The 662-nt window shown below is 53.0% G+C and carries 1 protein-coding gene; it reads left to right on the top strand.

The window, feature by feature from the left end; genetic code table 11:
* Positions 1-147: 147 nt before the first annotated feature.
* On the top strand, positions 148-662 hold a 515-nt coding region (locus tag KQI26_RS15850), incomplete at its 3' end, for a type IV secretory system conjugative DNA transfer family protein (RefSeq protein ID WP_371744220.1).

Below are 662 nucleotides of genomic sequence, written 5' to 3' on the forward strand. Positions count from 1 at the left end.
TGATTGATTAAATGCCTGATAACACAATCGATGGAACGCCGGATACGGTGAAAGTCGCATGTCCGGTGTGGAGTGGGGGAAAATCCGGCGATCACTTCAAAGGATTACCTATCACTATAATCCGAGGTGGCGCTGGATAGTGCGCTGATGCTCTATCTGCTCAGCGAAGCTCCGCCGGAAGAACAGAATTTTTCAACGCTGATGTATCTGCTGGAAAACGCTGCGGTGAAGGAAGAGGACGAGGAATATCAAAGCCCCGTAGATAAGCTCTTTGAAGAGCTGGAAGAAAAGGATCCGGATCATGTGGCAGTGAAGGAGTGGAAGGTTTTCAAGCATGCCGCTGGAAAAACAGCCAAAAGCATCATTGTCAGCGCCGCTGTACGGCTGGCAGCTTTCAACTTGCCCCAGATTGCCCGCATGACCAGCCGGGACGAGCTGGATCTGGGCAGCCTGGGTGAGCGGAAACGGGCGATTTTCTGTGTGATCCCGGACAATGACGCCAGTATGAATTACCTGGTGGGGATGCTTTATACCCAGGCATTCCAGGAGCTTTATTATCGGGCGGACAATTTGCATGACGGCGCTCTGCCGGTGCCGGTGCGGTGTATTCAAGATGAATGGGCCAATGTGGCCCAGCCGGACAGCTATCCCAAGATCCTGGC

Origin of the sequence: Intestinimonas sp. MSJ-38 (assembly GCF_018917925.1) — a bacterium.
Classification (GTDB): Bacteria; Bacillota; Clostridia; order Oscillospirales; family Butyricicoccaceae; genus Pseudobutyricicoccus.